Here is a 25833-nt window from a genome sequence, read left to right as displayed (position 1 = left end):
ATGAGCCCTCCGGCAAGACACGTCGCAAACGACGTCGCTATGCACGTCTCTTACCTCGTCAGGCGACAACCCGGCAGGCGGTCCAAAACGGGCGGTTACTGACGATCCCGGGCAGAAAAGGGTTTGGCGACGCCCGATCTATCTTCGCACGCGCTCAGTTCAGGGCATTCTGCCTTGTCCTGATCGATTCCGCCCAGTCGGCAAGGATTTTTATGTCGGCAAGGATATCGTCGGGTGGAGGAACGGCACCGTCCCGTGCCCGCGACGGGTCATGAGCCTCCACCAGGTCGCTGCATTTCTTGAAGTTCTTGCGGAAAGTTTCGACATCCGCGCCTTCGATGACCGTGACCCTTTTCAGGTTCTTGGTGTCGATATAATCCCGGTGCCGGTGGATGACCCCGGCAAACGCCACGTCTTCGAGCCCGCGCTCCCACGTTGCCCGGAGCCGGTCATAAATCTTCACTGCGGTGTCGCGATATCCTTCTTCATCGTTCGCATCATAGAGCTTGCGTGCTTCTCTTGCCGCTTTTTCCAGCTTGTCGATCCGGTCACGGATGCTGGCATGCTGCCAAGGCAATCCTTCGCTGACCATGCCTGTGCCGGCAGGGCCGCGCGACAGGCTGACAAGCTTCATGGGAAGGCCCTCGCGGACGCCTTTGTCGTGCAGGTCGTTCACAAACACCATGTCGTGGGTGAAGACGATGATCTGGCGCGCCTTGGATTCCTCGACCAGCCGTTCCGCCACTTTTTCGCGCCAGCGATGATCGAGCGATGTCACCGGGTCATCAAACACGAGCGCCGATTTATGTGACGACGTTGCCAGCTCGGTGAGGAACGCAGCCAGTGCCACGCATGTTTGCTCACCCTCGCTCAGGACCATGTGGACTTTGGCTTTCGGGTTGGCAAAGAGGCGCACCTGATAGTTGGGCGAGCCGTACTGCCCGCCTGACCGCACGATTTCCACGCGCACTTTTTCCGCCGCGAGACGTACGATTTCCGATTGAAACTGGTCGCGCATCTTCGGGGTGATGACGTTATCGGCGATGTCATTCCCGAGCTTGGTGATGGCGTTGGTCGCTGTGGCCGCGATGCAGGCGCGCAGAATCCGCAGATCGGCCAGGCGCTTTATTTCTTTCTTTGCGGTTTCGAGCAGGTCAGGAACGGCCGCCCGGTCCTTCAGGGCGTCGCGTTCAAGGATCAGCTTGTTGCGGCCTTCCATGTCGGCAGCTTCATCAAGCTCCACGGCATAGGCTTCGAGCGCGCCGGCCAGTTTCTCCAGTTCGGCCTTCGGTGAAGGCGAGAGCGGCGGCAGCACAAGCGCATCAGGAGACGAAAGCGCACGGAGACATTTAAGGCGCCGCAAATCCGCGCTGGCGACGAAGCGCAGGATGCTGCGGGCGAGGCTCGCCTGTTGAAGAGCTATGCGCTGCCGCGCCTGCGCCATCACGCGCACATCCAGCTTGCGCGTCCTGAACGCTGCAAGGGCATCGGAGAATTCCTGCTCGGCGCTTGCCGCCTGTGACTCGGCATCAGCCCGGATGAATGCCTCGAAACCTCCCATGCGGTTTTTGGCTTCGGCGCTGAGCGCCTGATGGCAAAGGACGCACGCTTCGTCCCCCGCGGGCGGGAAGGGAGAGCCGGGATAGGCTGTTTGTTCAGAGTAGCGGCGCGCCGCCTCCCACAAGGTGCGCCACGTTTCCGCGCCGACGCCGGGAATAGCAAGGCCGTCGAACGTATCGTGCGCGGCGAGATTGGCCGCTGCCCGCTTACTTCTTGCCGTATCGGCCAGTGCCTTCAGCCTGACCAGCGGTTCGTCGTCATAGGTGATGGCAATCCTGTCCAGCGTGGCTATCAGTTGCCGAACGCTGCCGGCAAAGAGCCGCTGTTGGGCGGCGGCGTCCGCCGGGTTCTTCAGAAGGTCCTCATCAAGGCGCAGCAGCCTTGCGCGTTCATCGGCGGTCATCTCGCCGAGCTTCTCGAACGCCGCTAGGTTGGTGTTATGGCTCAGGGCCGACATGATCGCACCCACCGGCGTGGCCGTATTCCATGTCGGCTTATCAAACACCGGGTCACGGACGGCCTGGAGCTGCGTTTCTTCAGCGCCCAGTTTTTGCTTGAGCGCTTGGCAAACACCCGCGAGGTCGTCGGGAATGTCCAGCCCGAAGGGCCTGAAAGCGACTTCGTTCTTTTCCTGCACATGGACCGATCCGCAGTCCCGGTCGAACACACTGACCGCCGACAGCACAGCGTCCGGCTTGTCGTCATCCGTCCAGCTGACAGGCGGTTCGGGTGATCCGTCCTTGAGAATCGTGAATGTGCCCGTTGCCTTGCCGGCCGGCGGCGGATTGTAGGCATCGGGCATAATCTCGCCCGCCTTACGGGCGCGGCAGGCCCGCTTGAGCACCCGCCCGTACCCGGATTTGCCGGACCCGTTCGGTCCGTAAACGATCGTCAATCCCGTCGCCTCGAACGGCAAAGTCTGGCCCGGTGCAAGCTGGTTCACACCGGCAATGTCGCCGACGCTGACCAGCGCTATCGCTTCACCGCCGACAGGGGTTGCCGGCAGATGTGCCGCTTCGAGCACCGCCGCTTCCAACGTAACGCCTTCGCCCCCATGCTCCTTTTTGCACAAGGCCAGTATGTCGGTGACAGCGGCCTCATCGGGAGTCCCGCCGGTCACGATCTGGCGCAGCGCATCCCTTTGCCAGAGGGGACGCTCAGTCGACCAGTCGAGTATTGTTTCGAGTACTGTCTTGTTTGCTTTCTTATTCATTCTGTTGCCCCCGGCGCGGCCCTTTCCCCGTATAGTTGATAGCGCCGAAAGCCCGCCAATATTGTCTCAGTAACAGACCGAATCCACGCCCTCCCAGAATAGCATGCATCGATCATGGTGTCCGCTCAGGTCCCGGGCGTTGCTTTCGTCCGCGCCGCGCTACTGGCCGTCATATTTGAAGGCAGAATTGGACATCACTGGCAGATTTGGTGATTAGGGATCGTTGCAAGGCCCGTGAAGTGAGTTCGTAGTTTTTGTGAGAATGCCGTTATGCCTACACGGCCGGCCTCGATTCTGTCAGCATTTGATCGATCGCGCTCTGCCGGGATTGTCGATCCAGCGTGTAGGTGTTCCGCCTAAACTCGATCCCTTCAAGTAGGGCCTTCACGTAGCCGGACACCGTGTCCGCAGCCATGATAAGCGTGGAGTCGAGCGTGTGAACGTACTTGCTGGTCACCGACCCTTTCGCGTGCCCGATCAGAGCAGCGATCGTGATCTCGGTGAAGCCCAGGTCGTTCGCGATGCTCGCGAAACTATGCCGCAGCACGTGAGGCGTGACGTCCCAGAGCGGGGTATCCTTGAACAGCTTTTTCCAACTCTGCGGGAAATTTCCGACCACGTTGTCGATACCCTGGCCGGGAAATACGTAAGTGCCGGTTCTCTGCGGTCGTTCACGTTCTAGATATTCCACGACAGGCAGCCCGACAGGACGAACGGAGGCGCCTTCCTTGCTGTCGGCCAACCGCAAGCAGCTTCCTTCGAGATCGACTGCGCTCCATTTGAGGTTGACGATCTCGCCTCGCCGGCAGCCCGTCAGCGCAATCAGCAGAAGAATTTCGGCGTGGATTCGGTAGTGGTCGCTCTTATGTGCTTCCCGAAGAATGGTGCCGAGGGTCCGGTATTCAGCTTCACTGAGCCGACGGTCCCGAACCTGGTATTTCGGTTTGCGAAGGCCGTGCGTTGGATTGTGTTCGATAACCCCAGCCTCGACTGCATATGAGAAGATGCCACCAAGCAGTCCCATGGTCCGGATTGCGGTCCCGCGGCCGCCGCGAACGATCGCCTTGCCGCGAAGTTTTTCGGTCTTCACTGTCACGCGGGTCTTCCCGGCAATGATGTCTTTCATCAGATTGTTCATGTCCGGCTTGGTGATGTCCTGCACGCGTCGTGTGCCCAGAAGAGGAATGATGTGCCTGCGGATACGCCCGACATCGGTGGCGATGGTGGTTTCCTTCTTCGGTCTACCGCCTTTTCCCAGGATGAGGCCGGCTTCCATATCGGCAATGTACTGCTCGCAGAGCTGCTTGATGGTGAACGCCTTGCGCTCTTCCTCGCGCTCTTCCGCAGGATCGTCGCCGTGAGCGACCCGGCCGAGTTGTGCTTTGGCCTCACGACGCGCACTTTCCGGCGTCCACACGCCATGAAGACCGATGGTGTAGCGCCGGGATCGGCCCCTCGAGCGGTATTGGATGACGTAACTCCGCTTTCCGGAAGCGAAGACGCGAAGGCCAAACCCCGGGAGTTCGTCATCCCAGATGACGTAATCCTTGCTGCCCGTTTCGGCCGTATCGACTAACCGTTTGGTGATCCTCGCCATAGTCCCAGTCCCTGCCGGACCCGATTTTCGCGTAAGCACCACGTAAGCACTTGGAGGTAAATTCGGGCGTGTTCTCGGATAGAGACTTCGGAGCGTCGATCCTGAAAATCAATGTTTTTCAGAAGGTTATCGTACTCTGGCGTACCCTATCGCACAATTCGGATGGGGTACTTGACCAGCTCCGAAGGCAGAGGTCACAAGTTCGAATCTTGTCGGGTGCACCAATTCCCATTTCGAAACGGAAACCGTCGTCAGGCGGTTCGAACGGCCCGGCCTGATCGCGCCGTCGCGCGCCCGGTTCGCGGCGAGGTCCGTCCCCGTCCCGCGGGGCCGGGCGTCGTCGCGTTCGGCGTCGACGAGATGGACGTAGCGCATGGAACGGGGGGGCGGGACGGGGACGCCGAGGCGGCCCCGCCCGGCGGAGGCGGCTCAGGCCTGGCGGCCCCGACGCCTCGCCAGCGCGAGCAGACCCAAGCCCGCCGCCAGCAGCGGCGCCGACGCCGGCAGAGGCACGGCGGAAACGCTGTTGGTCATCACGATCTCGCTCGCGATGTCCCATGCGATTTCATATGCGAAGGTCGACCCGGAATTGAACCGCGCCAGGACATGGCCGGAGGCGATCGGATCGTCATCCCGGGCGCCGAGCCCATACATGCCGCTTCCGACGACCGAGGTGAGGTTGCCGGTGTCGATGCCGATGAAATAGGTGACGCCGGGGGTCAGGGTCAGCTCGGGGGCGAAGCTGAACGTCTCGACATCCTCGGGCGCCGACATGTCGACGCTCTGCCACAGCAGCGTTCCGCCGGTCCCGGACCCGACGCCGGACATGACGACGGCGCGGAAGCCCGAGTTCTCCCCAAAGAGCGACAGCGTGAAGCTGTTGAGCGTGTTCGCATCGGCGACGAACGTCCCGCCCGCCACATCGGCGCCGTTCGCGTGACCGAACGAGAGGTATGTGTTCGCCGGGCCGCTGTCGATGGTCGAGGCGGCTGCGGCGGCGGGCAGCAGCGCCGCCGCGCAAAGCAAGACGAAGGGACGCATGTTTCGCTCCGGGTGATCTGGTGAATTCGACGCCTGTTCCTTGTTTCTGCCACAGATGAGGCGCGTTCGCCACCGGAACCGGAGCAATCGTCGCAAGCGATTCCGGCCGTCTCCCCCCGATCCGCCTGGACGCGCGGCGGCGCACTCGGGCGCCGCGGGCGCCTGACGTCCCCACCCGACTTCGGAACGGGGCTGACCGGCGGCGCGCGGCGCCTTACGGATTGTTCAGAATCGCGCCATCCCCCGGCCAGACCGGGCGCCTAGCTGAAGAAGGGTCGGCCGCCGGGGCCCCTCCCGGAGATCGCGCGCGCGGAGGCCTCGCATGGATGTCGGAAGCGAGCGGGGAGCGGGGCGTTGCGACGCGTCGGCGCGCCCGGCTCATGCCCTGCCCGGAAGGCCTTCCCGCCCCCTGTCGGGGGCTGCGATGTCAAGCGGCGCGCGCCGCGCCGGCAAAGGGCCGTCCCGCCCCGAGACCGGCCAGGGTCCCCGCGACGTTCGACGGGGCGGCGGGCGGCCTTGTCAACGCCATGCACCTCGACGACGACGCGCCCATCGCGGGCGGACGGGAGCGCCGGGGCTTTCCCGGGAAGCTCGCCGCCCCATCGTTCCGGGGGGAGAAGAACACGCTGGCAGGGACGCTCGACGCCGGCGGGCACGGGCCGCCGGCGCGCGCTCGTCTCCGCCCTCCATATCCTCGCCGACCTCACGCCGGGGCCGGGCGAGGTGGTTCACGATTATCTTCGGAAGGACTGATCCCATGACCAACGCCATGAGCCTCAAGGGCAAAAGCTGCATCATCACCGGCGCCGCCAGCGGCATCGGCCACGCCATCGCCCAGCGCTTCGTCGCCGACGGCGCCCGGGTCGCCATCGCCGACCTCAAGCAGGACGCGGCCGAGGACGCCGCGGCGAAGCTGACCGCCAAGGGTCCGGGCGAGGCGATGGGCGTCGCCATGGACGTGACCGACGAGGATCAGGTGAACGACGGCGTCGCCCGCGTCGCCAAGGCCTGGGGCGGGGTCGACGTGCTCGTCTCCAACGCCGGGATCCAGATCGTGCACCCGATCGAGGATTTCCCCTTCGCCGAATGGAAGAAGATGCTCGCCATCCATCTGGACGGCGCCTTCCTGACCTCCAAGGCCTGCATCCCGCACATGTACAAGCAGGGCTCGGGCTCGATCATCTTCATGGGCTCGGTGCATTCGTGGGAGGCGTCGCCGCTGAAATCCGCCTATGTGACCGCCAAGCACGGGCTTCTGGGCCTGTCGCGGGTGATCGCGAAGGAGGGCGGCAAGAAGGGCGTGCGGTCGAACGTGATCTGCCCCGGCTTCGTGCGCACGCCGCTCGTCGACAAGCAGATCCCCGAGCAGGCGCGGGACCTGGGCATCTCGGAGGATGAGGTGATCTCCAGGGTCATGCTGGGCGAGACGGTCGACGCCGAGTTCACCACGGTCGAGGACATCGCCGAGGTCGCGCATCTCTTCGCCGCCTTCCCCACCAACGCGCTCACCGGCCAGTCGATGATCGCCTCCCACGGCTGGTCGATGAAGTAGGCGCGGCCCTGGCAGAGACTTGCGCGACGGCGGGGGGAGGCGGATCGTCTCCCCCCGCGCCCCCCGGAAGGAGCCCCGATGTCGAAACGCATACTGGTGGTCGAGGACGACGCCGACACCCGGGCCTATCTGGTGAAAAGCCTGCGCGCGCTCGGCTATGTGGTGGAGGAGACCGGGTCGGGGCGCGACGCGCTCTATGTCGGCACCGGCGCGCCGTTCGACCTGCTGCTGCTCGACCGGATGCTGCCCGATCTCGACGGGCTCGCGGTGCTGCGCTCGCTGCGCGCGGCAGGCGTCGCCGCGCCGGCGATCCTGGTGACGGCGGTGGGCGCGATCGACGAACGGGTGAAGGGCCTGCGGTCGGGCGCCGACGACTATCTGGTGAAACCCTACGCGATGTCGGAGCTGGAGGCGCGGCTCGAGGCCCTGCTGCGCCGTCCCCATGCCGCGCCGAAGGAGGAGACCGAGCTCGTCTGCGGCGACCTCCGCCTCGACCTCATCGCCCGCGCCGCGCGGCGGGGCGCGCGCGAGATCGAGCTGCAGCGGCGCGAATTCCAGATGCTCGAATTCCTGATGCGCCGGATCGGCCGGGTGGTGACCCGCTCGATGATGCTGGAGGGGATCTGGGACTATCATTTCGACCCCACCACCAATGTCGTCGACGTGCATATCAGCCGGCTGCGCCGCAAGGTCGACGAGGCGGGCGAGCCGCCGCTGATCCGCACCGTGCGCGGCGCGGGCTACATGATGTCGGACAAGGCGTGAGGCGGCCGCGGCTGCTGAGGAACGCCAGCTCGCGACTGCTGGCGGCGCATCTGGCGGTGGTGGTGGTCATCGGCTGCGGCCTCTTCGCCTGGATCGACTGGGCCGCGGGCGGGGTGATCGACGCGGCGCTGAAGGAGCGGGTGGAGCTGCAGCTCGACGACCTCGCCGATCTTTACGGACAAGGCGGCGCGCCCCGGCTCGCCGCCGAGATCGCGGCCCGGCTGGCGGATCCGGAAGGGTCGCCCTTCGTCTATTTGCTGATGGATCCCGCGGGCGCGCGGCTCGCCGGCGACCTCGCCGCCTGGCCGCCTGGGCTGGTCGCAGGGGCCGGGTGGGAGGAGTTCAGCCACCGCCCGCCCGGCGCGTCGAAACCGCAGCGGCTCGCCGCCGCCGCCCGGCGTCTGGCGGGAGGCGAGGCGCTGCTGGTCGGCGAACCGACGGTGGAGCGCGCCGTCTTCAACCGCACGCTCGCCCGCGCGGTGGCGTTCGGGCTGGTGCTGGCGGCAGGGCTCGCCGTGCTGACCGGCTGGCTGCTGTCGCGCCTGCTGCTGGCGCGGATGGACGAGATCGGGCGGGCGGCGAGCGCCATCGCCGCGGGCGACCTCTCGCGCCGCATCGCCACCGACGGCAATGGCGACGAATTCGACCGGCTGTCGGGCGCGCTCAACGTCATGCTGGCGCGGATCGAGACGCTGGTCGGCGACCTGCGCCTGGTCACCGACAGCCTCGGCCACGACCTGCGCGGCCCGCTGGGACGGCTGGAACGCCATCTCGAAGCGGCGATGACCGAGGACGACCGGCGCGAGGCCCGCGACCATATCGAGGCGGCGCTGCGCGAAAGCCGGTCGGTGCTGGCCACGTCCTCGGGGCTGCTGGACCTGACGAGAATCGAGGCCGGGGTGGCGGCGGAGCAGTTCGAGCGGCTGGATCTCGCCCGCCTCGCCCTCGACATGGCCGAGCTATACGACGCGGCGGCGGAGGCGCAGGGCCTGCGCCTCGTCCCCGACCTGCCGCCGTCGCGCATGGTCGACGGGCATCCGCAGCTGCTGGCGCAGATGCTGTCGAACCTGCTTGAGAACGCGCTGCGCTTCGCGCCGGAAGGGTCGGAGATCCGGCTGTCGATGGGCGCGGGCCCCGGCGCGGCGCTGGTCGTCGCCGATCGCGGCCCCGGCGTGCCGGAGGCGGCGCGGGCGCGGGTGATCCGCCCCTTCGTGCGGCTCGACGTCAGCCGCGGCGCGCCGGGGGCGGGGCTCGGCCTCGCCATCGTCGACGCCATCGCCCGGCTGCATGGGGGGCGCCTGACGCTCGCCGACAACGCCCCGGGTCTGCGGGCGGAGGTGAGGTTTCCAGGCGACGGGGCCGAACATGACGCCGATGTAATCCGGGCGTCAGACTGAGGCGGGCATGGGCGACCTAGATGGCGCTCGGCGCAAGTCGCGCCGGGGGACTGTCGAAATGAACGCCTTGTCGGCGACCGAGACGCCGGACGCGGCGCAGGAACCGCGCCTGCGGGCCCCGGCGGCCCTGCGCGCGCTGATGGCGCGGCGCGCGATTCTCGTGCCGGCGCTGGCGCTCTGCGTGCTGGGGCTGGCGGGGTTCGCGCTCAGCCATTTCCTGGCGGAGAGCGATTATCAAGCGATGGTCGCGGCCTTCGTCGCGGTCCCGCCCTGGCGGCTGGCCGCGGCGCTGGCGGCCACGGCGATGAGTTTCGGGGTGCTGACCCTTTATGACTGGAACGCCTTCGCCGCCATCGGCGCGGCCCGGCGCTGGCGGGAGGTCGCGCCGGGGGCGGTGGCGGCCTTCGCGGTGTCGCAGACCATCGGCTTCGGCCCCCTGACCGGCGGCGCGGTGCGGGCGCGGTTCTATCTGCCGCTGGGGGCGAGCCCGGGCCAGATCGCGCGGGTGGTGGCCTTCGTCGCCGCGGGCTTCGGCCTGGGCCTGATCGTGACTTCGGCCGCCGCCGCGCTGATCGCGTCGGGGGAGGCCGCGTCGGTCTCGGGCGTCGGCGCCGGCGTCGTGCGCGCGGTCGCCCTCGCGATCCTTGCGGGCGCGGGGCTGGCTTTGTGGCGGGGCGGGCGCCGGGCGCGGCTGTTCGGGTTCGCCGCAACCCTGCCCGCGCGGCGCACGATGCTCGCCCAGCTCGCCATCACCGCCGCCGACGCGGCGGCGACGGCGCTGGCGCTGTGGGTGCTGCTGCCGGCGGGGGCGATCAGCTATCCCGCCTTCCTGCCGGTCTTTTCCGTCGCCGTGGCGCTGGGCGTCGCGAGCCACGTCCCCGCGGGCCTCGGCGTGTTCGAGGCGGTGGTGATCGGCGCCATCGGCGCCGCCGCCCCCGTCGCCGACATCGCCGCGGCGCTGGCGCTCTACCGGCTGATCTACCACGCCCTGCCCCTGACCCTCGCCGCCATCGGCCTCACCGGGGCCGAGGCGCTGCGCTTCAGCCGCGATCCCGCCACGCTGGCGCTCGGCCAGGCCGCGGCGGGGCTCGCCCCCCAGGCGCTGTCGGCGCTGGCGCTGCTGCTGGGCGCGATGCTGGTGCTGTCGGGCGTGACCCCGGCGACGCCGGAGGACCTGGACTGGCTGACCTCGATCCTGCCGCTGCCGGTGCTCGAGAGCGCGCATTTCCTCGCCAGCGTCATGGGCGTGGTGCTGATGATCTCCGCCCGCGGCCTCGCCTACCGGCTGCAGGGGGCGCGGCGCCTCGCGATGGGCGCGGCGATGGCGGCGATCCTCCTCTCCATCGCCAAGGCCTTCGCGGCCTATGAGGCGGCGGCGCTGGCGCTCTTCGTCCTGCTGCTCTTCGCGTCGCGCCGCCGCTTCTCCCGCCGGGCGTCGGCGCGCGAGCAGGCGCCCACCTGGCGCTGGGCGCTGGCGCTGATCGCGGTGCTGTCGGCCGCCGCCGCCCTGCTGGTCTTCGTCTACGGCCACGCCGAATTCGGCATCCAGAGCTGGACGCGGTTCGAGACGATGGCCGAGGCCCCCCGCGGCCTGCGCGCGCTGGTCGGGGCGGCGATGCTGGCGGGGGGCATCGGGCTCTGGACCCTCTACCGCCCGATCCCGCACGCGCCGGCGCCGCCCTCGCCCGCGGATCTGGCCCGCGCCGCCGCCATCGTCGCCCTGCAATCCTCCCCTGACGCGGCGCTGGTGCGGTCGGGCGACAAGAGCCTGCTGTTCTCCGACGCGGGCGACGCCTTCATCATGTATGCAGTGCGCAACCGGTCCTGGATCGCGCTGTTCGACCCGGTGGGGCCCCCGGCGGCGTGGCCGGCGTTGATCTGGCGCTTCCTCGAAACCGCCCGCGCCGCCGGGGGGCGGGCGGTGTTCTACGAGGTCCGCGCCGACACCCTGTCGCTCTATGCCGACGCCGGCCTCGCCTGCCTGAAGCTGGGGGAGGAGGCGCGCGTGGATCTGGCGGCGTTCTCGATGGAGGGGAAGGCGAGGAAGGACCAGCGCTACGTCCTCGCCCGCGGGGCGCGGGAGGGGCTGAGCCTCGACATTCTGGCCGGCCCCACGCTGGAGCCCGCGATGGACGAACTGGAGGCGATCTCCGCCGAATGGCTGGGGGCGCGGGGGGGCCGCGAAAAGCGGTTCTCGCTCGGCGCGTTCTCCCGCGGATACGTCGCCGCGCAGCGGGTGGCGGTGGTGCGCGACGGCGCGCGGATCGTGGCTTTCGCGACCCTGCTGGAGACGGCGCGGCGCGAAGAGGCGGCCATCGACCTGATGCGCCACCGCGCCGACGCGCCCGGCGTGACCATGGAATTCCTGTTCCTCAGCCTGATCCTGCGCCTGCAGGCGGAGGAGGCGCGCGGCCTTTCCCTCGGCATGGCGCCGCTCTCGGGCCTGTCGGTCAGCGAGGCCGCGCCGATCTGGCAGCGCTTCGGCCACGTGGTGTTCGAGCACGGGGCGCGGAGCTACAATTTCAAAGGCTTGCGGGCGTTCAAGGCGGGGTTCCAGCCCGAATGGCGGCCGCGCTATCTGGCGGTCGCGGGCGGGTTGCAGCCGGCGCTGGCGTTGATCGACGTGACCCGGCTGATCAATGGCCGAACCAAGGACGCGAAACCATGAACCCGATGGTCAAAGTCGCTTTCGCGGCGGCGCTGGCGCTGATCGCCGGCGCGGCGGCGGCGGCGGAGCCGCTGGATCTGGGTTTTTTCGCCGGGGCCCGGCTGCTGATGCCCGACGGCCCGGCGACCGCGAGCGTGTTCCTGCTGTCGGACGCCGGCGGGCTGTCCGAGGCCGACGACCGCGCGGCCGAAGCCCTGCGCGCCCATGGCGCCGCGGTGATCGCCGTGGATGCAGGCGCCCTGACGCGGACCATCGAGGCCGCCGCGACCGACTGCGTCTACCTCGTCGCGGATATCGAGCGGGTCAGCCATGAGATCGGGCGGCGCAGCGGCGCGTCGGTGTTCCTCGCCCCGGTGATCGCCGGGCGCGGCGCCGGCGGGGCGCTGGCGCTCGATATTCTGGCCCAGACCCCGGTGGCGACGGTGGGCGCGGTGGTGGCGGTCGATCCGACGCCGCGCGGCGAGCCCTCCCACGCGCTCTGCACCGGGACCGGGCCGCGGACCTCGGCCGAGGGGCCGGTCTACGACCTGCCGGCGGGCGTGCAGGCGGCGTCGCTGTCGGTGATCCTGTCGTCGGACGCGCCCGGTGAGGGCGGGGTGGAGATGGCGGCGCTAAAGGCCGACCGCGCCGCCTACGCCTTCGCCCGCGACCCGGCGCAGGCCCCCGCCGCGCTCGCCCATGGCGTCGACGCGGCGCTGGCGGCGCTGGGACGGCAGGCCGAAACCCTGCCGCTGGCCGAGCTTCCCGCCACGCCGACCCGCGACACGCTGGCCATCGTGATCTCCGGCGACGGCGGCTGGCGGGATCTCGACCGGTCGGTGGCCGAGGCGTTGCAAAAGGCCGGCGTGCCGACCGTGGGCCTCGACGCCCTGCGCTATTTCTGGTCGGCGCGCACGCCCGAGGCGACCGCCGCCGACCTGAACCGGATCGCCGCCACCTATCTGGCGCGCTGGGGCGTGCATCACATCCTGCTCGCCGGCTATTCCTTCGGGGCCTCGGTCCTGCCCGGCGCCTATGACGCCCTGCCCGCGGCGATGCGGGAGCGAGTGACGCAGATCTCGCTGCTCGCCCCCGCCGAAGCGGCGGATTGGGAGATCTCGGTGAACGGCTGGCTCGGCGGCGCGTCCTCCGCCGCGAAACCCATCGGACCGGCGTTGGCGAAAATCCCCGCGCCCCGGCTGCAATGCTTCTACGGAGCGGAGGAGGACGATTCCGCCTGCCCCGCCCTCGCCGCCACCGGGGCGGAGGTGGTCAGGACCGCCGGCGGCCACCATTTCGACGGCGACTATGCGGCGATCGCGACCCGCATGCTCGCCGGGCTGGACCAGCGGTTGGGGTCGGGGACGGCGAAGACGGATTGACCGCGGCGGCGGTCCGGGGACGGGGTCAGCGCACCCGCGCGGCGGCGGTCCGGGCCGGGGCCGGGGCGGGGGCCAGCAAGGCCTCGAAGGCGACGCCGGTGCGCCGCTCCGCCAGCAGCACCACCTGGGCGGCGGCGCGGGCGTCCTCGCCGGCGTCGTGATGCGCGAAGTCCAGATCGAGCCGCCGCTTCAGATGCCCCAGCCCGTGGCCGCCATCGCCGATGAACTCCGGCCAGGCCCGCCGCGCGATGCGCACGCTGTCGCCCCAGATCCAGGGCGGCGCCTCCCGCCCCAGCGCCGCGTAGGCGCCATGGATCGCGCGCCGGTCGAAGCTGCTGTGCTGGATGATGTGGTGACGGGCGAGCAGCGGCTCGAGCATCGCGATGGCTTCGGCGAAGTCGGGGGCGCCCGCCACCTGCTCGGGGCCGATGCCGTGGAGCTGGATGTTGAACGCCGAGAATCGGGTTCGAGGGTTCACATGCGTGGTCCAGGTCTCGATCCCGCCATCGGCGCGCACGCAGGCGACGCCGATCTGGCAGATGCTCGCCACATCGCTGCAGGCGGTCTCCACGTCGAGGGCGATGAAACGGTAGACGCCGCCCGGGGGGGCCGCGCGCGAGGACTCGGATCGGAAACGCAGGGGATGTCCTTCCATGGTCAGCTTCGCCGCCCCTTCATAGCCGGTCCCGCCCCGGGTTGCAGCCGCCCGCGACGCCGCCAATCCCGCGCATGCGACAGGTGCGCCCGCCCCCCGCTTCGGCCTAGACTGGGGCTCTGCCCGCCGCGCCGCCCGAGGGTCGGACCATGCTCGTCGATCACCTCCGAGACATCGAAGCCCGGATGCGCGCGGCGGCGGAGCACGGCAAGGTCGCCGACTACATCCCCGAACTCGCCCGGATCGACCCCGCGCAGTTCGGGATCTCGGTCTGCCTGCGCGACGGCACGCAGTTCAATCATGGCGACGCGCTGAAGCCGTTCTCGATCCAGAGCGTGTCCAAGGTCTTCGCGCTGGCGGTGGCGCTGGGCCGGGTCGGGGACGGGCTGTGGCGGCGCATCGGGCGGGAGCCGTCGAGCAACGCCTTCAACTCCGTGGTCGACCTGGAGCTGGAGAAGGGCCGCCCGCGCAACCCCTTCGTCAACGCCGGCGCCATCGCGGTCACCGACGCGCTGCTCGCCGGGCGCACGCCGCGGCAGGCGCTGGCCGAGCTCTTGGTCTTCATCCGCGCCGCGGCCGGGGACGACGCGATCTTCATCGACGAGGCGGTGGCGGCGTCGGAGACCCGGACCGGGCATCGCAACCGCTCGCTCGCCCATTTCCTCAAGGCCTCCGACAACCTCGTACATGACTGCGAGCGGGTGCTCGGGACCTATTTCCACCAATGCGCCATCGAGATGAGCTGCGCGCAGCTGGCCCGCGCGGGGCGGTTCCTCGCCGGGCTCAGGGCCGGGCATGACCTGATCTCGCGCCGCAACGTGCGCAGCATCAACGCGCTGATGATGACCTGCGGGCACTACGACGGCTCGGGCGCCTTCGCCTATCGGGTCGGGTTTCCGGGCAAGAGCGGGGTGGGGGGCGGGATCATGGCGGTCGTGCCGGGGGTGGCCTCGATCGCGGTGTGGTCGCCGGGGCTCGACCGCTACGGCAATTCCCTGCTGGGGACGCAGGCGCTGGAGGATCTTTCGGAGGCGATGGGTTGGTCCGTGTTCAACGCAAGCTGACCCGCGCCCCCCTGACGCAAGCCCCCCGCGCCGCTTGCCCGCGCCGCGCGTGGCCGCATAGCGTCGCTTGACGTCGACTCCAAACAATCCCCCCGAGAGGTGACCCATGCCGACCACGCTGATCCGGAACGCCGCCTGGGCCATCGTCCTCGACCCCGCCCAGGGCCGCCAAGTCTACGCCCGCGACATCGACATCGCCTTCACGGACGACAAGATCGTCCATGTCGGCCCGGGCTTCGCCGGCGAGGCCGACACGGTGATCGACGGCGCGAAGATCATGGTCATGCCCGGCCTCGTCGACATCCACTCCCATCCCCAGCACGAACCCTCCTATCGCGGGATCCGGGAGGAGCATGGGCTGCGCAGCCAGTGGATGACCGGGCTTTACGAGCGTTCGCAGGCCTATGGCCCGGTCGACGACGCCGCCATCGAGGCGAGCTTCGAGGTCGCGGCCTGCGAGCTGCTGCTGTCGGGCGTCACCACGCTCTGCGACATCGGCGCGATCTTTCCCGGCTGGAAGGACCTGTTCCTGAAATCCGGCCTGCGCGGCTATTTCGCCCCGCGCTTCGCCACCAGCCACTGGAAGATGGAGAACGACCACACGCTCGGCTTCGACTGGGACGAGGCGCGCGGCCGTCGGCAGATGGACGAGGCGCTGGCCTTCCTCGACGACCTCGCCAGGGACACGTCGGGGATGGCGACCGGGGTGGTCTCGCCGATGCAGATCGAGAATTGCTCCGCCGAGCTGCTGCGCGACAGCTTCGATGCGGCGCAGGAGCGGGGCCTGCCCTACACGCTGCACACCGCGCAGGGCGTGATGGAAGTGCACGAGATGCTGCGCCGCCACGGCAAGACCCCGGTGCAATGGGCGCATTCGCTGGGGATCCTCGCGCCCGGGACCATTCTGGGCCACGCGATCTTCCTGGATCAGCATTCCTGGATCAACTGGTGGACCAAGACCGATCTCGGCCTGCTCGCGGATAACGGCGTGGCGGTGGCGCATTGCCCGACGCCGTTCTCCCGCTACGGCCACCTGATGGAGAATTTCGGGGACTATGTGCGGGCCGGGGTGATCATGGGCATCGGCACCGATTGCGCGCCGCACAACATGATCGAGGAGATCCGCAAGGCCTCCACCTTCGCGCGCATCGCCGGGCGGGATGTGGAGGCGGTGTCGCTCGACATGATGTTCCACGCGGCCACGATGGGCGGGGCGAAGGCGCTGAGGCGCGACGACATCGGGGCGCTCGCGCCGGGGATGAAGGCGGATATCGTGCTGGTGGACCTGGGCAATCCGTGGATGCAGCCGGCGCGCGACCCGCTGCGATCCCTGGTGTTCCACGCGGCCGACCGGGCGGTGCGGGACGTCTATGTCGACGGGAGGCAGGTGGTCGGGGAGGGACGCGTCCTGACGCTCGACCACGCCGACGCCTGCGGGCGGCTGACCGAGGCGCAGGCGCGGATGATGGCGAAGGTTCCGGGGCGCGACTATCTCGGCCGCTCCGCCGACGAGATCACGCCGATGAGCCTGCCGATGCGGTGACCGGGCGCGGGGGCCGATCCGAATCGCATCGGCCCCCGCGCCCGCTTGCGCTTTGCATGTAGCCGCCGCTGCATTCGGACCGAACCCATGTCCGGAATCGCCTGACGGCCGCTGACCTGCAAGATCCCGCCGGAACCGGCCGCGCGTCGCAGGGCGGTGCGGCGCCGGCTGCAAGCCATGGGCGCGGTCTGGCTGCAGGGCGGCGTCCGCCCGCTGCGTGTTCGAGCGTCAGGACGAGAATCGCCGAACCCCTTTCCCGACGGAGACGCGTCATGCCTCCTTCCCCCCCGCCGGGCGCCGGCATGATCCCGCTCTCCCTCGCCCCCGCCGCGACCGGCGCGGCGCCGGCGGCGGGCGCGGCGCTGCGCCGGCCGCTCGCCTGCCTGCCCGAGAACGCCCTGACAATCGGCATCGCCGTGATGATGGCGGCCTTGGGCGTCTTCCGGACCGGCGAGGGCCTGGGGATCGACTGGCCCGGCCATGATCGCGCGCGCTTCGGCTTCGCCGCCCTGTTCCTCGCGGGCGGGCTGGGCCGGCGGGCTGGCGGCGGCGTCGGCGGCGCGCCGGATCGCGGCGCCATGAAGAGGGCGACCCGGTGACCATGTTCGAGGAAGTCGCGCGCGACCGGACGCAAATGTTCGTGCCGACGCGCGGATGACCGCGGCGGCGCTGGCGGGGGCGGCGCTGGCGCTCGGCAGCCTTCTGGCGCGGCTCGTCTCCGCCGTTTCCGCGGCCCGCGCCGCACGGAGGCGCGCCGATCTTCGTCCGCACGTCTTGCCTCGCAGGTCCCCGCCGCCCTATCCGCGATGATGGAAACGCGGCGAGGACGGGAAAGATGAGCGGATGGATGGCGCAGGCGCTGCCCTCGCTGGGCGCGCTGGGGGTCTGGACCTACTGGATCATCGGCGCGGCGGCGCTGCTGGAGGCGTTCTTCGTCACCGGCGTGCTCGCGCCCGGCACGCTGATCGTGGACGCGGGCGGGGCGCTGGCGCGGCTCGGCCAGCTGAACCCGTTCGAACTGGTCTGGTTCGTCGCGGTCGGCGCGGCGCTGGGCGGCGAGGCAGGGTTCTGGACCGCGCGCCGGCTGGGGCGCCGGATGACCGGGCGCTGGGATCCCGCCCGCCTGCCCGCCTATGGCCGGGCGGAGAGGCTGTTCCAACGGCGCGGCGGGCTCGCGCTGGTCATGGGACGGTTCCTCGGCCCGGTCTCCGGCCTCGCGCCGCTGGCCGCAGGGCTGGCGGGGATGGAGCCGCGGCGGTTCCATCTGTGGAACGCGGTCGGCGCGGTCCCCTACGCGGCGTTCCATGTCGGCGTCGGCTACGCCGCCGGCGACGTGCTGGCCCGCGTCGGCCCGCAGATGGAACGCGCGGCGATTCTGGCGGCGGCGGTGGCGGCGGCGCTCGGGTTGATCTGGCTGGTCTCCTCCCAGCTGCGCCGCGGGCTGCCGCTGGCCATCGCGGCGCTCGGCACGGCGCGGGACGCCGGCCTCGCCAAGCCGGCGGTCGCGCGCGCCATCGCCCGACATCCGCGCGCCGCCGGCTTCGTCGCCCGCCGCTTCGCCACCGACCGGTTCGAGGGGCTGACCCTGACCGCGCTCCTCGCCGTGCTGGTCTACGTGGCCGCGGCCTGGGCCGATTCGGCGCTCGATTTCCTGTTCGAGGCGCAGGTGGCCGAGACCGACCTGCGCCTCGCCCGCCTGATCCACGCCTTCTGGACGCCCGAGGCGCTGCAGGCCTTCGGGCTGATCACCCAGCTGGGCCATTGGCCGGTGGTGACCGCCGCGCTGGTCGGGGCCACCGTGGCGCTGCTCGTCGCGGGGCGGCGCGCCTCGCTGGTCCAGCTCTGGGTGGCGCTGGCGGGCGAGCTGATCACCGTGCGCCTGCTGAAGGGCGCGTTCGACCGCCCGCGCCCGGATCTGGGGTTCTTCGTGGAAACCTCCGGCAGCTTCCCTTCGGGCCACGCCACGATCTCGGTGGCATTCTGGGGCACGCTCGCGGCGATCGCCTGGCGCGAGCGGGTCATCGGCCCGACCACGGCGCTGGTCGCCGCGGCGACGTTCGCCTTCCTGATCGGGGGCAGCCGGATCTATCTGATCGTGCATTTCCTCTCGGACGTGGCCAATGGCTGGCTGGTGGGCGCGCTGTGGCTGGTGATCGGCTTCGCGGTGGCGGAGCGGATGCGCGCCGCGGCGCCCCCGCGCCCGAAACCGGGGACTATGCGGCGGAGCGCGGCGGCGCTGATCGTGGCGCTGTCGCTCGGGGCCGCGGGGTGGCTCGCGGTGATCGCCGAACCGCCGCTGGCGGTGCGCGAGGCGAGCGCTGCGCCCGAGATCCTCGTCCCCGCCGCCGTGGCCGGCACGCCCGCGCTGCCCCTGCGGACCGAGGCGCTGGACGGCGAGGCGCTGGCCCCGGTGGCGGTGATGGCGGCGGCGGCGGATCTCGACGCGGTGCTCCTGCGGCTGGAGGCGGCCGGCTGGCGGGCGGCGGACGCGCCCACGGCGGCGACGCTGGCGCGCGCCGCCTGGCATGACTGGACCGAGGACCCCTATCCCGCGGCGCCGCTGTTCCCGGCCTTCTGGCGCGGGCATCCCCATGATGCGGCCTTGCGCGGCGCCGACGGCGACCCGTCGCTGCGGCTGTGGGACAGCGGCGCCCGCGCCGCGGATGCGGGCGGAGCGGGCGCGCGCCTGATCCTCATCGCGCCCGCCTCCGGCGATGACGACATCCCCGCCGGAGCCGCCGCCGCCCTGCGCGCCAGGCTCTCGGCCGCGATCGCGCCGGGCGCGGGACCGTGCGCGGGCGGGGAGGAGATCCGGCCGGCCGACGCCGATCCGGTGTGTTTCGTGCCCCTGCGCTGAACCCCCTCAGGCGGGGACCGTCCCCAGCCCGATCAGATGGCGCACCACGGGCGGGACCTCGCCCTGGTGCCAGCGCTGGGCGGCGACCTGGATGTCGGCGTGGGAGCCCGAGACCCGGCGATGCTGGCGCAGATGCTCGGCCCAGCTCTCGACCATGAACCACTCGGTGATCCGCTCGGGCTCGGCCGCGTCCTCGGCCACCCCCCAGGCATAGGCCCCGTCGCGCCGGCGGGCGTGGGAGAGGGTTTCGAGCGCCGCGAGGAACGGGGTGCGGTCCTCGGCCCGGATCCGGTAGTCGATGGTCACCAGCACCGGGCCGCGGTCGTTCTCCACCGGGCTCGCGGTCAGCGGCTCGGGCCAGTGGCCCGACGGGTCGAGATCCGCCTCGCCTTCCGGCAAAGGAAAACGGCGCGCGATCAGGGCGGAGGCCGCCATCGCCGCCGCCGCGATCAGCAGGGCCGGGGTCACGCCGGCCGCCTGCGCCACCGCGCCCCAGATCAGGCTGCCGGCGGTCATCGCGCCGTTGAACACGGTGAGGTAGATGGCGAGCCCCCGCCCGCGCACCCAGTTGGGCAGCACGGCCTGGGCGGTGGCGCCGAGCGTGGTCAGCACCGCGATCCAGGCGAGCCCGATGACCAGCGCCAGCCCCAGGCCCACCGCCTGCGGCGGGCCCAGCGCCAAGGCGGCCATGGCGGGGGCGGCGATCAGCCCCGCTCCCAGCATCAGCCCGTCGGGCCCGAGCCGCGTGCGCAGCTTCGGCAGCACCACCGCGCCGAGGATCGCGCCGGCGCCGACGGCGCCCAGCATCACGCCGTAGAAGCTCGCGCCGCCCTGCAGCACGTCCTTCGCCACCAGCGGCATCAGCGCCCAGACCGCGGCGCCGAAGGGGAAGAACAAAGCCGTGCGCAGCAGGGTCCGGCGCAGGTCGGCGGAGGCGCGGGCATGGCGCAGACCGGCGCGAAACGCGCCCGGAAACCGCTCGGCCAGCGCGTCGTCGGCCCTGGCGGGGCGGCGCCACCACAAAAGCGCGCCGAGCACGAAGATGTAGGAGGCGACGTCGACCAGATAGGTCGCCCCCGCCCCGAACGCCGCCAGCAGCAGCCCGCCCCCCGCCGGCCCGATCGACCGCGCGATGTTCACGCCGAGCGAGTTCAGCGCGATGGCCGGGCGAAGGTCCTTCCGCTCGACCAGTTCCGGCACGATGGATTGCCAGACCGGCCCCATCAGCGCCGCCCCGATGCCCGCCACGAAGGTCAGCCCGATCAGGGCGGAGAGGGTCAGCAGGCCCGCGGAGGCGAGGAAGGCGAGCGCGAGGCTCGCCGCCCCCATCAATATCTGGATGAAGATCAGCAGTTTGCGACGGTCGACGATATCCGACAGCACGCCGGCCGGGATCGCCAGCAGGAACACCGGCAGGGTCGCCGCGGCCTGCACGCTCGCCACCGCCGCCGGCGAGCCGCCGACATCGGCCGCGAGCCAGGCGCTCGCCACATCGCGCACGAAGGAGCCGGTGTTGCCGATCACCGCCGCGGCCCAGAGCACGGCGAACACTCTTTGGCGCAGGGGTGCGAACGCCCCCGGCGCGGCGGCGGCGGGCCGCGGATCGGTCACGGCTTGGGTCCTGCGGCAGGCGCGGTCGCGTCGTCGAGGGTCGACAGGATCTCCACCGCCATCCCCGGGCGCAGCACGTCATGGGGATTGGCGAACACCGCCCGCACGGTCAGCGCGCCGGAGGCCGGATCGACGGTCGCATCCGCGAAGGCCGGGTGCGAGGCCCAGGGGTGGTCGAGCCCTCCGGGCAGGCGCAGGCGGAGCGTGATCCGCTCGAACAACGCCTCGAAGGACGGCGCGCCCGACGCCCGCATCACCGACATCCGCACCTCATAGGGCACCTGATAGGCCACCAGCACCGGGTCGAGCAGCACGATGCGCGCGAGCGGCGGCCCGGCTGCGGCTTCGACGAAGGCGCCCATCTCGACCTCGGGGCGGCTGATGCGGCCGGCGATGGGGGCGCGCAGCGTGCTGCGCTCCACCGCAAGCCGCGCGGCGCGGACCGCGGCGTCGGCGCGGCGGGCATCGGCCTCGGCGCCGAGCTGCTCCGCCGCCGCGGCGTCGGCCTGGGTCCCGGTCGCCACCTTGCGGCGCAGCAGCTCGGCCACGCGCGCCGATTCCGCCGCCGCCTGCCTGGCGCGAGCCTGGGCGGAGGCGGCGTCGGCCTCCGCCATCTCCACGTCGAGCCTCTGGAAAGCGTCGTCGAGGCGGATCAGCGGGTCGCCCGCGGCCACCCGCTCGCCGCCGCGGAACAGGATCTCGGCCACCTTGCCATCCCGCCCGCTGGCGATCTGGGCGGAGGATCGCGCCTCCACCACGCCCTTGAAGCTCAGCGGCTCCCCGGCCAGCGCCGGCGAGGCGATGAGCGCGGCCAGAAGCGCGACGCGGAGAAAGATCCCCATCTCAGACCGCGAAGCAGGCGCAGCCGAGCGCCCCCCAGAACCGCGCCCGATCCCGGACCGGCAGGGGCGCGGTCCAGGCGATCAGGTGGTCATGCCCGTGCACTCCGCAGGCGGTCCCGCAGCCATCCGCGCAGGCCCGCGCGTGCCGCGTGGCGCCGCCCGCATCGGCGCGCATCCCCGGCGTGGGGATCGTGTTCACCGGGCTCCAGTCCGGGGAGGCGGGGGGCAGCGGCGGGTCGAGCCGGGCGAAATCACCGGCCGCGTAGACCACCGCCCCGTCCATGATGGTCAGGACCGAGGCGATGTCCTTGATCTCCTCCGGCGGCACGGCGAGAAAATCCGCCGACAGCACCGCGAGATCCGCCAGCATCCCCACCCCCAGCGTTCCCTTCAGATCCGCCTCGCCCGAGAACCAGGCCGAGCCGTGGGTCCAGAGCCTGAGCGCGGTTTCCCGGTCGAGCACGTTCGCCTCGTCGTAAAGCGGCATCCCCCCCAGCGTCTTGCCGGTGGTCATCCAGTAAAGCGCCACCCACGGATCGTAGGAGGCGACGCGGGTCGCGTCGGTCCCCGCCCCCACCGGCACGCCGGACTTCAGCATCCTGCCCATCGGGGGCGTGGCGACGGCGGCCTCGCGCCCGTAACGCGCCACGAAATACTCGCCCTGGAAGGCCATGCGGTGCTGGATGGCGATGCCGCCGCCGAGGCTCGCGATGCGGTCGATATTGGCGTCGGACACCGTCTCCGCATGGTCGATGATGAAGCGGGTCGGCCAGGGTTTCCCGCCCGAGACCTGCTCGATCACCCCCAGAAACCGCTCGATGCTTTCGTCATAGGTGGCGTGGATGCGGAACGGCCACTGGTTGGCGGCCAGCATCTCCAGGATCGGATGCAGTTCGGATTCCATGGTGGGGGCGAGGTCGGGGCGCGGCTCCAGGAAATTCTCGAAATCCGCCGCGGACCAGGCGAGGTTTTCGCCGGCGCCGTTCATGCGCAGCAGGTGGTCGCCGGCACCGGGCTCGGTCATCGCCACCCAGCGCTCGTAATCCGCCAGTTCCCCGCCGGCGGTCTGGGCGAAGAGGTTGTAGGCGACGCGCACCGTCATCTCGCCGGCGTCGTGCAGGCGCTGGATCACGTCGTAATCCTGCGGGTAGTTCTGCCCGCCGCCGCCCGCGTCGATCACCGAGGTGATGCCGAGCCGGTTCATCTCGCGCATGTAGTGCCGGGTGGAATTGAGCTGATCGTCGAGGCCGAGCTTGGGCCCCTTCGCCAGCGTGGAATAGAGGATCAGCGCGGAGGGTTTCGCCACCAGCATCCCTGTCGGGTTCCCCTTCGCGTCCCGCTCGATCGCCCCGCCCGGCGGATTGGGCGTGTCCTTGTCGAAGCCGAGCACCTTCAGCGCCGCGCGGTTCAGCAGCGCGCCGGCATAAAGATGCAGCACGAAGACCGGCGTGTCGGGGGCGGCGGCGTTGATCTCGTCGAGCGTCGGCATCCGGCGTTCGGCGAACTGCGTCTCCGACCAGCCGCCGACCACGCGCACCCATTGGGGGGGCGGCGTGCGCAGGGCCTGCTCGCGCAGCATCCGCAGGGCGTCGGCCAGCGACGGCACGTTCTCCCACCGCAGCTCCATGTTGAAGTTCAGGCCGCCGCGGATCAGGTGGGTGTGGCTGTCGTTGAGCCCGGGGATCGCCCGGCGCCGGCCGAGGTCGATGACCTTCGCCCTCGGCACCGCGGCGCGCACCTCCGCCTCCGTCCCCGCGGCCAGCACCCGGCCCCCGCGGATCGCGAGCGCCGCGACCTCGCCCAGACCGGGATCCAGCGTGGTGATGCGCCCGTTCACGAGCGCGATGTCCTGGGTCATGGTTCGCCCTCCGGCCGATCGGGGGATGAGGGAGACCGCGCCCAGCGCGGCGGCTCCCTGAAGCACGTGCCGGCGACCCGGCGTCGCCGACGGGCCGCCGGGGGCGGTCATCCGGCGGTGATCTTCGCAGGGACCGGGTCGCGGCGCTCGCCATGGGTCACGCGCTCGGGCGCGCCGTGGACCATGGTGTAGGCGTAGTCGACGCCCATGCCGTAGGCGCCCGAATGGGTGCGCACGATGTCCATCACCGCATCGTAGGTGTCGCGCCGCGCCCAGTCGCGCTGCCATTCGAGCAGCACCTGCTGCCAGGTCACCGGAACCGCGCCCGCCTGGATCATCCGCTGCATGGCGAGGTCATGGGCCATCAGCGAGGTCCCGCCCGAGGCGTCGCCGACCATGTAGATCTCGTAGCCGCCCTCGCGCATCGCATCGAGCGCGAAGGTGCAGTTGCAGACCTCGGTCCACAGGCCGGAGACCACGACCTTCCGGCGGCCGTTGGCTTTCAGCGCGTCGCGCACCTTCTGGTCGTCCCAGGAGTTCATCGAGGAGCGTTCCAGAATCGGATGGTCGGGGAACACCTCCAGCAGTTCCGGGTAGGTGTGGCCGGAGAAGGCGAGCGTCTCCACCGTGGTGATCGTGGTCGGGATGCCGAACACCTTCGCGGCCTTGGCCAGGCCCACGACGTTGTTCTTGAGCACCTGGCGGTCGATGGACTGCACGCCGAAGGCCATCTGCGGCTGCTGGTCGATGAAGATCAGCTGGGCGTTCTCGGGCGTCAGCACGGCGAGTTTGGGGTCGGTCATCCTGGTCTCCTTCGGGGCCGCCGCGCGGGCCGGGGCCGGGGCGGAAGGGGGGGCGCCGGGCGCAGGTCTCCGCGCGCCGGCGCGCGGGGCGGTCGGCGGGGAACGCGAGGCTCGCATGGGTGGCGGCGGGGTCGAAACGCTGGGTTGCGGGGCTCCGGCGGCGCCGGGTCAGGCGCGCCGGACCCTCGGAGCTTCGCCCGGGACCGGGGGTCCCGGCAATTATACGTGGGGGCCGCGCCGGGCCATACCTTCGGGTGGAAAGCGCAGCGCAGGTCTATGCCTTCGGCGCGCCGTGTTCAGGGACGTCCGGCCGCTCCAGCGCATCGGCCAGGCGCACCAGGTCCGGCAGGCTGCGGACCTCCAGCTTGCGCATCATCTGGGCGCGATGGACCTTCACGGTGATCTCGCTCAGCGCCAGTTCGTGGGCGATCCGCTTGTTGGCGAGCCCGGCGGAGACCATGCGCATCACCTCCCGCTCCCGCGGGGTCAGGATCGCGGCGCGGGCGTGCAGGGCGGCGTCGCGGGCGCGACGGGCCCGACGCTCGGCATCGAGGCGAACGCCGTGCTGCACCGCGTCGAGCAGCGCCTGATCGCGGAAGGGTTTGGCCAGGAAGTCGATGGCCCCGGCCTTCATCGCGTCCACCGCCATCGGCACGTCGCCATGGCCGGTGACGAACACCGTCGGCGGCGCGTCGCCCTCCGCCGCCAGCGCCCGGTGGAAATCGAGCCCGCTGCGTTCGGGGAGACGGATGTCGAGCACGAGGCAGGTGGGCGCGTCCGGCAGCGCCGCCGCCTCGAACGCGGCGGTGGAGGCGAAGGCCCGGCACGGCTGTCCGACCGAGCGCATCAGGCTTTCCAGCGCGGCGCGCACCGCCGCGTCGTCTTCGATCACCACGACCAGCGACTCCGGGGCGGCGGCGGTCATGCGGGGGTCTCCATGGCGGGCAATGCGAACGCCACCCGCGCCCCCCGGGTCGGGGCGCCCGGCCCGGAAGGCCCGTCGACATTGGGGCCGGCGACCAGACGCCCGCCATGGGCCTCGACCACGGTCCGGCAGATGAGAAGGCCCACGCCCATCCCGTCGGGCTTCGTGGAGACGAAGGGCTCGAACATCTTCGCCCAGCCGCCCGCGGGCTCGCCCACGCCGTCGTCGACCACGGCGAAGGTCACGCCGGCCGGGGCGGCGGCGTGGAAGACCGGGCGGGGCGGCGGCGCGTGGCGGGGAAGCTCGTCGCCGGTGGCGGGGCGGACCTCGATCCGCACCTGGCCGCCGCCGACGGGGGCGACCGCGTCGACCGCGTTGGCCACGAGATTGGCGAGCACCTGGCGCAGCTGGGTCTCGTCGCCGAAGACCGGCGGCAGGCCGGCCGCCACCCGCAGCGTCACCCGGGCGCCCGCCGCCCGCGCCCGGTCGGCGGTCAGCGCCGCCGCCTCGGCCGCCAGCAG

General features: G+C 70.8%; 20 protein-coding genes. 10 read left to right on the top strand and 10 right to left on the bottom strand.

Translation table 11 applies throughout. From position 1 onward, the window contains the following. Nucleotides 1-154: 154 nt before the first annotated feature. The 3 genes from ACTB72_RS10180 to ACTB72_RS10170 form a co-directional block, all read right to left on the bottom strand. Complete coding sequence (locus ACTB72_RS10180) at nucleotides 155-2773, bottom strand: AAA family ATPase (protein WP_463036884.1); 2619 nt, start codon at nucleotides 2771-2773, stop codon at nucleotides 155-157. A gap of 274 nt (nucleotides 2774-3047) precedes the next feature. After that, nucleotides 3048-4370, bottom strand: a complete 1323-nt coding sequence (locus tag ACTB72_RS10175) for a tyrosine-type recombinase/integrase (protein WP_463036883.1) — start codon at nucleotides 4368-4370, stop codon at nucleotides 3048-3050. Nucleotides 4371-4799: 429 nt separating this feature from the next. After that, entirely contained in the window at nucleotides 4800-5411 is a 612-nt protein-coding gene (locus ACTB72_RS10170; RefSeq protein WP_463036882.1) for a PEP-CTERM sorting domain-containing protein, read from the bottom strand. Nucleotides 5412-5737: 326 nt separating this feature from the next. Here ACTB72_RS10170 and ACTB72_RS10165 point away from each other — a divergent pair, with 326 nt between their 5' ends. The 6 genes from ACTB72_RS10165 to ACTB72_RS10140 all read left to right on the top strand — a co-directional run bounded on the left by ACTB72_RS10165 (nucleotide 5738) and on the right by ACTB72_RS10140 (nucleotide 13154). Beyond that, complete coding sequence (locus ACTB72_RS10165; protein WP_463036885.1) at nucleotides 5738-6172, top strand: acetoacetate decarboxylase family protein; 435 nt, start codon at nucleotides 5738-5740, stop codon at nucleotides 6170-6172. Continuing rightward, a complete protein-coding gene (locus tag ACTB72_RS10160) occupies nucleotides 6169-6963 on the top strand; it encodes a 3-hydroxybutyrate dehydrogenase (RefSeq protein WP_463036881.1) in 795 nt (264 codons plus the stop codon). The genes ACTB72_RS10165 and ACTB72_RS10160 overlap by 4 nt, the downstream gene beginning before the upstream one ends. 78 nt (nucleotides 6964-7041) lie before the next feature. Beyond that, entirely contained in the window at nucleotides 7042-7728 is a 687-nt protein-coding gene (locus tag ACTB72_RS10155; protein WP_463036880.1) for a response regulator transcription factor, read from the top strand. Beyond that, entirely contained in the window at nucleotides 7725-9125 is a 1401-nt protein-coding gene (locus ACTB72_RS10150) for a sensor histidine kinase (RefSeq protein WP_463036879.1), read from the top strand. The genes ACTB72_RS10155 and ACTB72_RS10150 overlap by 4 nt, the downstream gene beginning before the upstream one ends. 58 nt (nucleotides 9126-9183) lie before the next feature. Continuing rightward, nucleotides 9184-11793, top strand: a complete 2610-nt coding sequence (mprF, locus tag ACTB72_RS10145) for a bifunctional lysylphosphatidylglycerol flippase/synthetase MprF (RefSeq protein WP_463036878.1) — start codon at nucleotides 9184-9186, stop codon at nucleotides 11791-11793. Then, a complete protein-coding gene (locus ACTB72_RS10140) occupies nucleotides 11790-13154 on the top strand; it encodes a virulence factor family protein (protein WP_463036877.1) in 1365 nt (454 codons plus the stop codon). The genes mprF and ACTB72_RS10140 overlap by 4 nt, the downstream gene beginning before the upstream one ends. Before the next feature lie 25 nt (nucleotides 13155-13179). On the opposite strand, the gene ACTB72_RS10135 is transcribed toward ACTB72_RS10140, so the two are convergent. Next, nucleotides 13180-13809, bottom strand: a complete 630-nt coding sequence (locus ACTB72_RS10135) for an exonuclease domain-containing protein (protein WP_463036876.1) — start codon at nucleotides 13807-13809, stop codon at nucleotides 13180-13182. Nucleotides 13810-13958: 149 nt separating this feature from the next. On the opposite strand from ACTB72_RS10135, the gene ACTB72_RS10130 reads away from it, so the two are divergent. From ACTB72_RS10130 to ACTB72_RS10115, 4 genes are all read left to right on the top strand, one after another. Further along, entirely contained in the window at nucleotides 13959-14873 is a 915-nt protein-coding gene (locus tag ACTB72_RS10130) for a glutaminase (RefSeq protein WP_463036875.1), read from the top strand. 106 nt (nucleotides 14874-14979) lie between these two features. After that, on the top strand, nucleotides 14980-16416 hold the full coding sequence (locus ACTB72_RS10125; RefSeq protein ID WP_463036874.1) for an amidohydrolase family protein: 1437 nt from the start codon (nucleotides 14980-14982) through the stop codon (nucleotides 16414-16416). A 272-nt stretch (nucleotides 16417-16688) separates the two neighbouring features. Next, on the top strand, nucleotides 16689-17015 hold the full coding sequence (locus ACTB72_RS10120) for a hypothetical protein (RefSeq protein WP_463036873.1): 327 nt from the start codon (nucleotides 16689-16691) through the stop codon (nucleotides 17013-17015). Nucleotides 17016-17251: 236 nt separating this feature from the next. Continuing rightward, nucleotides 17252-19273: a bifunctional DedA family/phosphatase PAP2 family protein gene (locus tag ACTB72_RS10115; protein WP_463036872.1), complete on the top strand. Its 2022-nt coding sequence runs from the start codon at nucleotides 17252-17254 to the stop codon at nucleotides 19271-19273. 6 nt (nucleotides 19274-19279) lie between these two features. Here ACTB72_RS10115 and ACTB72_RS10110 read toward each other — a convergent pair whose 3' ends face one another. From ACTB72_RS10110 to ACTB72_RS10085, 6 genes are all read right to left on the bottom strand, one after another. Continuing rightward, a complete protein-coding gene (locus ACTB72_RS10110) occupies nucleotides 19280-20884 on the bottom strand; it encodes an MFS transporter (protein WP_463036871.1) in 1605 nt (534 codons plus the stop codon). After that, nucleotides 20881-21726 (bottom strand): efflux RND transporter periplasmic adaptor subunit, encoded by an 846-nt coding sequence (locus ACTB72_RS10105; protein WP_463036870.1) that lies wholly within the window; start codon nucleotides 21724-21726, stop codon nucleotides 20881-20883. The genes ACTB72_RS10110 and ACTB72_RS10105 overlap by 4 nt, the downstream gene beginning before the upstream one ends. A gap of 1 nt (nucleotide 21727) precedes the next feature. Further along, on the bottom strand, nucleotides 21728-23584 hold the full coding sequence (locus tag ACTB72_RS10100; RefSeq protein ID WP_463036869.1) for an amidohydrolase: 1857 nt from the start codon (nucleotides 23582-23584) through the stop codon (nucleotides 21728-21730). A gap of 107 nt (nucleotides 23585-23691) precedes the next feature. Further along, nucleotides 23692-24387 carry a hydrolase gene (locus ACTB72_RS10095; RefSeq protein WP_463036868.1) on the bottom strand — a complete coding sequence of 232 codons (696 nt, stop codon included), beginning with the start codon at nucleotides 24385-24387 and terminating at the stop codon, nucleotides 23692-23694. Nucleotides 24388-24661: 274 nt separating this feature from the next. Next, nucleotides 24662-25312, bottom strand: coding sequence for a response regulator transcription factor (locus ACTB72_RS10090; RefSeq protein WP_463036867.1), 651 nt, complete (start codon nucleotides 25310-25312; stop codon nucleotides 24662-24664). After that, nucleotides 25309-25833, bottom strand: a 525-nt coding sequence (locus ACTB72_RS10085) for a sensor histidine kinase (RefSeq protein ID WP_463036866.1), incomplete at its 5' end; no start/stop codon positions are given. The genes ACTB72_RS10085 and ACTB72_RS10090, both read right to left, overlap by 4 nt.

The organism is Albimonas sp. (assembly GCF_055129145.1).
This window is presented reverse-complemented; position numbering and strand designations above follow the sequence as displayed.

Coding starts and splice junctions, on each gene's coding strand:
- ACTB72_RS10135 (WP_463036876.1), bottom strand. CDS start 13,809: ATGGAAGGACATCCCCTGCGTTTCCGATCCGAGTCCTCGCGCGCGGCC.
- ACTB72_RS10120 (WP_463036873.1), top strand. CDS start 16,689: ATGCCTCCTTCCCCCCCGCCGGGCGCCGGCATGATCCCGCTCTCCCTC.
- ACTB72_RS10160 (WP_463036881.1), top strand. CDS start 6,169: ATGACCAACGCCATGAGCCTCAAGGGCAAAAGCTGCATCATCACCGGC.
- ACTB72_RS10105 (WP_463036870.1), bottom strand. CDS start 21,726: ATGGGGATCTTTCTCCGCGTCGCGCTTCTGGCCGCGCTCATCGCCTCG.
- ACTB72_RS10125 (WP_463036874.1), top strand. CDS start 14,980: ATGCCGACCACGCTGATCCGGAACGCCGCCTGGGCCATCGTCCTCGAC.
- ACTB72_RS10115 (WP_463036872.1), top strand. CDS start 17,252: ATGAGCGGATGGATGGCGCAGGCGCTGCCCTCGCTGGGCGCGCTGGGG.
- ACTB72_RS10095 (WP_463036868.1), bottom strand. CDS start 24,387: ATGACCGACCCCAAACTCGCCGTGCTGACGCCCGAGAACGCCCAGCTG.
- ACTB72_RS10100 (WP_463036869.1), bottom strand. CDS start 23,584: ATGACCCAGGACATCGCGCTCGTGAACGGGCGCATCACCACGCTGGAT.
- ACTB72_RS10130 (WP_463036875.1), top strand. CDS start 13,959: ATGCTCGTCGATCACCTCCGAGACATCGAAGCCCGGATGCGCGCGGCG.
- ACTB72_RS10140 (WP_463036877.1), top strand. CDS start 11,790: ATGAACCCGATGGTCAAAGTCGCTTTCGCGGCGGCGCTGGCGCTGATC.
- ACTB72_RS10170 (WP_463036882.1), bottom strand. CDS start 5,411: ATGCGTCCCTTCGTCTTGCTTTGCGCGGCGGCGCTGCTGCCCGCCGCC.
- ACTB72_RS10155 (WP_463036880.1), top strand. CDS start 7,042: ATGTCGAAACGCATACTGGTGGTCGAGGACGACGCCGACACCCGGGCC.
- ACTB72_RS10175 (WP_463036883.1), bottom strand. CDS start 4,370: ATGGCGAGGATCACCAAACGGTTAGTCGATACGGCCGAAACGGGCAGC.
- mprF (WP_463036878.1), top strand. CDS start 9,184: ATGAACGCCTTGTCGGCGACCGAGACGCCGGACGCGGCGCAGGAACCG.
- ACTB72_RS10165 (WP_463036885.1), top strand. CDS start 5,738: ATGTCGGAAGCGAGCGGGGAGCGGGGCGTTGCGACGCGTCGGCGCGCC.
- ACTB72_RS10180 (WP_463036884.1), bottom strand. CDS start 2,773: ATGAATAAGAAAGCAAACAAGACAGTACTCGAAACAATACTCGACTGG.
- ACTB72_RS10090 (WP_463036867.1), bottom strand. CDS start 25,312: ATGACCGCCGCCGCCCCGGAGTCGCTGGTCGTGGTGATCGAAGACGAC.